This is a genomic window from Bradyrhizobium sp. P2_E8, assembly GCF_056403875.1.
In genome coordinates, this window is record NZ_JBFUES010000420.1 from 1 (window position 1) to 6152 (window position 6152).

General features: G+C 65.1%; 7 protein-coding genes. 2 read left to right on the forward strand and 5 right to left on the reverse strand.

Annotated features, from left to right (window positions below; translation table 11 throughout):
• Nucleotides 1-87 precede the first annotated feature (87 nt).
• The 4 genes from AC1D00_RS22315 to folE all read right to left on the reverse strand — a co-directional run bounded on the left by AC1D00_RS22315 (nucleotide 88) and on the right by folE (nucleotide 3870).
• A complete protein-coding gene (locus AC1D00_RS22315; RefSeq protein WP_477012141.1) occupies nucleotides 88-1263 on the reverse strand; it encodes a DUF2336 domain-containing protein in 1176 nt (391 codons plus the stop codon).
• A 198-nt stretch (nucleotides 1264-1461) separates the two neighbouring features.
• Nucleotides 1462-2541 carry a lytic transglycosylase domain-containing protein gene (locus tag AC1D00_RS22320; protein WP_477012145.1) on the reverse strand — a complete coding sequence of 360 codons (1080 nt, stop codon included), beginning with the start codon at nucleotides 2539-2541 and terminating at the stop codon, nucleotides 1462-1464.
• 186 nt (nucleotides 2542-2727) lie between these two features.
• Entirely contained in the window at nucleotides 2728-3150 is a 423-nt protein-coding gene (gene hisI, locus AC1D00_RS22325; RefSeq protein ID WP_477012142.1) for a phosphoribosyl-AMP cyclohydrolase, read from the reverse strand.
• A 27-nt stretch (nucleotides 3151-3177) separates the two neighbouring features.
• The gene (folE, locus tag AC1D00_RS22330) at nucleotides 3178-3870 is read right to left on the reverse strand and encodes a GTP cyclohydrolase I FolE (RefSeq protein WP_135174305.1); all 693 of its coding nucleotides are present in this window, start codon (nucleotides 3868-3870) and stop codon (nucleotides 3178-3180) included.
• A 242-nt stretch (nucleotides 3871-4112) separates the two neighbouring features.
• On the opposite strand from folE, the gene AC1D00_RS22335 reads away from it, so the two are divergent.
• Entirely contained in the window at nucleotides 4113-4568 is a 456-nt protein-coding gene (locus AC1D00_RS22335; RefSeq protein ID WP_027549065.1) for an iron-sulfur cluster assembly scaffold protein, read from the forward strand.
• Nucleotides 4569-4685: 117 nt separating this feature from the next.
• Here the strand turns inward: AC1D00_RS22335 and AC1D00_RS22340 are convergent, their stop codons facing one another.
• Nucleotides 4686-5579, reverse strand: a complete 894-nt coding sequence (locus tag AC1D00_RS22340; protein WP_477012143.1) for a COG3904 family protein — start codon at nucleotides 5577-5579, stop codon at nucleotides 4686-4688.
• 248 nt (nucleotides 5580-5827) lie between these two features.
• Between AC1D00_RS22340 and yidD the strand changes: the two genes are divergently transcribed.
• Nucleotides 5828-6152 (forward strand): membrane protein insertion efficiency factor YidD (gene yidD, locus AC1D00_RS22345; RefSeq protein WP_477012144.1); only part of this gene is annotated, 325 nt, incomplete at its 3' end.

Below are 6152 nucleotides of genomic sequence, written 5' to 3' on the forward strand. Positions count from 1 at the left end.
GTTCCCGCGGCGGGACTCTGGATTGCTTCGCTGCGCTCGCAATGACGGAGTTTGTGTCTTCCACCTCACCTTATCGCGAGCCTTGAATTACGCCGCGATCAGATCGTCATAAACCGGATCGACCGTGTCATCCGCGACGAGCTCGTCGCAGAACAGCCTTGCCTCTTCGCGCGCGGACTCAGTGGCGAAGCGGCGGAGCAGGACCATCAGCGGTTCGGTGGCACCACGGTCGGTCTCGCAATGGGTGAGCACGCGCTCGACCATGCGCCGGCGCAGCCGCACCGCCCCGTCGTCGCTATCGACGAAGCCCTGCTCGTGGCAGGCGTCGAGCGCCACCTGGAACGCCGCAAACGTCGCCTCGGGAAGCCCGGCGCGACGCAGCAGCGCGTGCAGGCTGTTGCCGCCGCGATCGTGCAGCAGCGCGGTGACGCGCGCCAGCGGCAGATCGGCGAGTTCAGCCAGCGCGGCGTCGAACAGATCGAGATTGCTGGACAACAATGCGCGCAGGATCAGGCCTGCGGTCAGCTGGCCGGTGACGCGCAAATGATGCACCAGGCCCTGCATGTCCTCGCCGCGCGAGCGCGCCGCGATGTTCATGGTGGAGCGGTCGCGCGCCTCGATGGTGATGCGGTCGGCGCGATCGGGACTCAGCCAGTTCCGCGCGACAACGAATTGCGCCAGCGTCTCGGAGAGCTTGGCCACCAGCGCCGCGCGCGTTGCGGCCGGCAGATCCTCCAGCACCAGCATCGCCTCGCGGATCGCGGCGAGATGGCCGTGGCGTTCGACGATACGGTTCCAGGAGAACGGCGCGAGCTCGGCATGGGGATTTTCGATCAGCTCGAGCGCTGCCGCCGCGCAGCCGACTTCGGCGATGGCGGCGCAGACCGACACCGGCAGCGCGATGCGGCGCGCGACCGCGCACTGCACCTCGTCATTGCCGGTTGCGACGATGTCGACGAGATCGGCATCGATCAGCAGCGGAGAATGTTCGAGCACGGGCAGCGCGACGGTCGGCTGGTCCGCCGACAGCGCCCGCACGATCGCCGCCGGGGCATCCGTGCTGCGCGCAAAGGCCTCGGCCATCGCCTGCCGCACCAGCGGCGAGGGATCGTCGAGCAGCATCAGCAGCGCGCCTTCGGCGGCGACGCGGTCGTCTGCGGAAAGGTCCGAGATCAGCCAGGCCCGGGCCAATGCCCGTGTTGCCTCGGCCCGCTCGCCGGCGGACGCCGTCCTGATCCAATTGATGAACTGCCGAACAATCATGCTGCTTCCGGCTTACACAACAAACGAAAATGGTRACGGCTCGTCACCTGCAACACAAAATAAACCACGACGCTTAACAAAGCGTTCACCATAACTGGCTGGTTTTATTGACGTTTTGTTAAGGGAACCAAGGCGCCTCTGCGTCCCTACCCCRACCCTGCGCAGCAACGCTGCGCGTCCGGGACACGAGCGCGAGGGTTAGCTCGAGAACGAGCCGCTGCGATCGCTGAAGAGGTCGAGCGGCTGCGGCGGCCGCACATCCGGCGTCGCTGATGCGACCGAGGTCGCTGGCGCGACCGAGGTGAGCGAGGCGTTGTTGCCCCACAATTTCTGCACCGTCGTCGAGACCGGCTGCGTGGCGTCGCCGGGCTGATAGATCGAGCGAAACATCGGCGTGCCCGGTGCATTATCCGCGACCGTGGCTGACGATGTCGCGCTGACCGGCGTCACGCCGCGCGCATTCGGAAAGGTCTGGAGATAGGCGGCATTGTCGATCACGGGCGTGGTGGGCAGCACGGCATTTGCGCTTGCGACCTGCGTCGTCGACGGCGTGCCGCCATACATCGCCATCGCGCTGCGCGTGGTCTTCGAATTCGCTGCGCTCGCATAGCGCGCGTCCAGCACCGAATAGACTTCGGAGACGCTGCGGGCGCGGCCATCCCTGGCATAGAAGATCGAACGGTTGGCGGATGCCGCATTGGGGAACAACCGCGCGCCGACCGCTTGCGGATTGTCCTCGGCATTGGCGATCAGTTTTGCGGCTCCGCCGACGCCCATGAAATGCGCCATGTAGAGCTCGCTGTCTGACGGCCTGCGGCCGAGCAGACCGGTGAGCTTGAAACTGTTCGACTGCGTCAGCGCCGCGGCCATGCTCGAGGCGGCTTCCGGATCGTCGCGCAGCTTCATGATCGACCGCTTCATCACGGGATCGTCGACGGTGTAGCTGCCCGACGATGTCCTGGTGATGGCGTCGGAATAATTGCCGTAGCCGAGCTGGGTCCCCGCCTCCTTCACCGTGCCGAGCCAGGTCTGGTCGATGAACTGATAGAGCCCATGCGCGGACGACGTCGTGGCTCCCGCGGTCGGATCGAAATCCGATTCCATCTTTGCGGTGGTCAGCATGTATTGGAAGCTGACGCCCGTGATGTTCGAGGCCTGCTTGATCGCACCGGCGACGCGCGCCCGCGACGGATCGAGAACCGCCGTCTGAGAGGCACTGGAATTGTCGACCGACATGATGGAGTGCCCGCCCCGCGCGGCGTTGAGCGACGCCGGCAATTCGGCGCCCTGTCGTCTCACCGTGGGACAGGTATGGTTAATGCGGGGTTAATTTGGCTACTTGCCCATCCCCGGGTCATTCCGGGGCATCGCGAAGCGATGAGCCCGCAATCCATCCCCCCCGCGCGTGATGCCGCACGATGGATTCCGGGCTCATGCTGCGCACGCCCCGGAATGACAGAGGGGCTACTTCTTGTAGACGTCGCTGGGATCGAACAGCCGCTCGGCATCGACGAAGACGAGCTTGGCTCCCCCGCCCTCGGCCTCGACCTTGCGGTAGAAGCAGGACCGGCGGCCGGTGTGGCAGGCCGCGCCGATCTGCTCGACGCGAATCCAGACCGCGTCCTGGTCGCAATCGGTGCGCATCTCGACCACGCGCTGGGTCTGACCCGATGTCTCACCTTTTCGCCACAAGGCATTGCGCGAACGACTGAAGTACCAGGCCTCGCCGGTGGCGATCGTCTTGCGCAACGCCTCGTCGTTCATGTGGGCGACCATGAGCACGTCGCCGGTGGCGACATCGGTCGCCACGCAAGTCACGAGCCCGGCCGCGTCGAACCGGGGCTGGAAGGACAGACCTTCATCGATCTCATGGGAGTGAGCGGACACAGAAACCTCGCCAGTCAACTCGCGAGGTCAGCGTTGCAGGCCTCGCACCAGGGACAGGAAACGGGCCTGCTCCGCCGGATTGTCGCGGAACATGCCGGTAAAGCGGCTGGTGAACGTTGAGGCGCCATGCTTGGCGACACCGCGCACCGACATGCAGGTATGCTCGGCCTCGATCAGCACGGCAACGCCGCGGGGCTTCAGGACCTCGTCGATCGCCGCAGCAATCTGCGCCGTCAGATGCTCCTGGGTCTGGAGCCGGCGGGCGAAGATGTCGGTCAGGCGGGCAAGCTTCGACAGGCCGACGACGCGCTCCACCGGCGTATAGGCGATGTGCGCCTTGCCGTAGAACGGCATCATGTGATGCTCGCACTGCGAGGTGAATTCGATGTCGCGCACCAGCACGAAATCGTCATAGCCGGCGGTCTCGCCAAAAGTGCGGTCGAGCACCTCGGCCGGACACTGGTGATAGCCCTGATAGAGCTCGTCGAAGGCTTCGACCACGCGGCGCGGCGTGTCCAGGAGACCCTCGCGCGCGGTGTTCTCGCCGATATAGGCCAGCAGCGTCTTCACTGCCGCTTCCGCTTCTGCGCGCGCGGGGCGCGGCTGGTCGGCGCGGACGGCGGCCGCGAGGAATTCGGCAGGGTCAAGCTCGGCCGGGCGGCTCTCAGGCTGCCGGTCGGAGGGCTTGTTGGGGCGAAGGGATTTGATCGTAGCGTCCATATCGACTCCGTTCGACGGCCTTGCGGCCGGAGTGTCACCGGCAGACGGGGCGGCAAGCCGCCGGACGCCTGAAGACTACAGTTTTGGCGAAAAAGGTCCGCAATCTCTAACGTCGGCCCGCGTGGTCCTGGATCGCCGCCGCCGGGCCGCTGGACTGTTTTTCCACCCGTTCCGACCCTATATAGGACCGTGGACGGCGCCCGCCAAGGCCGATCCGGTGCGGAAGTGTTGGACTCCATCACATGCTGAACGACATTTATAACAAGCGGATCATCGAGTTGGCCGGGAATATTCCGCGCCTCGGGCGGCTGTCGGCCCCCGATGCCACCGCGACTGCCCACTCCAAGCTGTGCGGGTCGACCGTGAAGGTCGATCTCAAGATGAGTGGAGATACCGTCACCGACTTCGCCCATGACGTGAAGGCCTGCGCGCTGGGACAGGCCTCTTCATCCATTATGGCAAGTCACGTCGTTGGCTCGACTGCGAGCGAACTCCGTGAGTTACGCGAAACCGTTCGCAAGATGCTCAAGGAGAACGGCGCGCCTCCTGAAGGCAAATGGGAAGAGATCAAGTTCCTCGAGCCGGTCCGCGACTACAAGGCGCGCCATGCCTCGACGCTCCTGACCTTCGATGCGGTGGTCGATGCCATCGGTCAGATCGAAGCGAAGGCGAAGCAGCCGGCTGCGGCGCAGGGCTGAACCCGCCCGCGTCGTTCCGGGCGTCGCAAAGCGACGAACCCGGAATCCCGAGATTACAGCGCTAGACTCCGGGTTTGCGCTACGCGCGCCCCGGAATGACGGCCAAGATTTGAGATCCTACTTCTGCGAGCCCGCGCTCGGCGCCGTCCCGGTCGGCACGACGGCTTCCGCCGTCTTAGTCGACCTGGCCGCCTGCTCCGGTTCCACGCCAAACCTGGCCTGCGTCTTCGGTGTCAGCTCCGCCATGGCCGGCGCCGTGACGTCCACATGCGGCAGCACGTCGGCCACCAGATCGGTCGTCACGAGATTGGTGAGCTTGAGCTCGCCGGTGTCCAGCTCGTGCAGATCTTCCCAGGGCGGGACGCTGAGCGCGAGCGACAAAAGATCGCCGGCGCCGCCCATGTCGAAAGTGTATTTGGCAAGCCGGCCAATGTCGCGTTCCACGATCATCAGATCCTGCGCGCTGTAGCTCGCCGCCTTGGCGTCATCGGCGCGGTCGCCCATCCAGATCTGATGGACCCGGACATGGGCGGCGTCCGGCACGTAGCGCTTCTTGCCGGCCAGCAGCAGGAACACGCACATGGATTCGCAATAGGCGTCAGGCGCGACCGCCGGACGGGCCGACTGCCCGCCGCGGTTCTGAACGCTGATGCCGACCGTGGTCAAAAGCCCGAGATTGCGGAAGCGCCTGCCGAGCGTGATCGCGTCGTTGACGGAACCGCCGCTGGAATCGAGCACGACGGTGGCACCGCCGAGCTGGCGCCCGCGTGAAAACTCCTCGAAATCCCTGGGTGTATCGGCCGTGATGATGCCAACCGCGCTGACCCAGCCGCGGCAGTTCGGCTCGCAGGCGACCCAGCTGAACTTCATCGGCAGCTTGCGCTCTTCGAGAGCAGCAGCGGCATGAGCCTTGGTGCCGGTCGTCGCCACAGCTCCGGACAGCGCGATGCCGAGTGCGGCAGCCCCAAGCACCAACCAGCCGCGACGATCAAGGGAGTTCAGAAGTCTCAATCTGGTTCCTTCCCCAAGCCCCAAAGGTCCCCCGACAATCCTCGGTAGCGCCCTCTGAGTCCATCATACACGAGTATGCTTCTACACACGGACGTCATAAAAATGGTATCCGGGGGAATACAGATCGTCCATAGGTACTTGCTGCACTGCTCCCAAAAAGCACGTAAAATATGGCGCGCAAATAACACCTTGCTGTTCCCTGCGCCGGAACCGGGCAACACCTCGCCGACGATCGCGGCAAAGCGCACATGAAGCATTCAGCTTGCGAGCATTGTTCCACTCCCGTCGAAGGCGCGCTTCGCCTTCCACGCAGATTCGGTCGCGCGCTGATCTGGCTCTACCGCCATACACTCTCGCCGCTGGTCGGCTACAACTGCCGGCACCTTCCGACTTGCTCCGCCTACGGCGACGAGGCGATCGAACGTTTCGGGCTCTGGGCCGGTGGCTGGATGACGCTCGCGCGCCTGCTTCGCTGCAATCCGTACGGCACGTCGGGCATCGACAACGTGCCCCTCGCCGCGCCGCCCGGGGCACGCTGGTATTTGCCCTGGCGTTACGCGCGCTGGCGCGGCG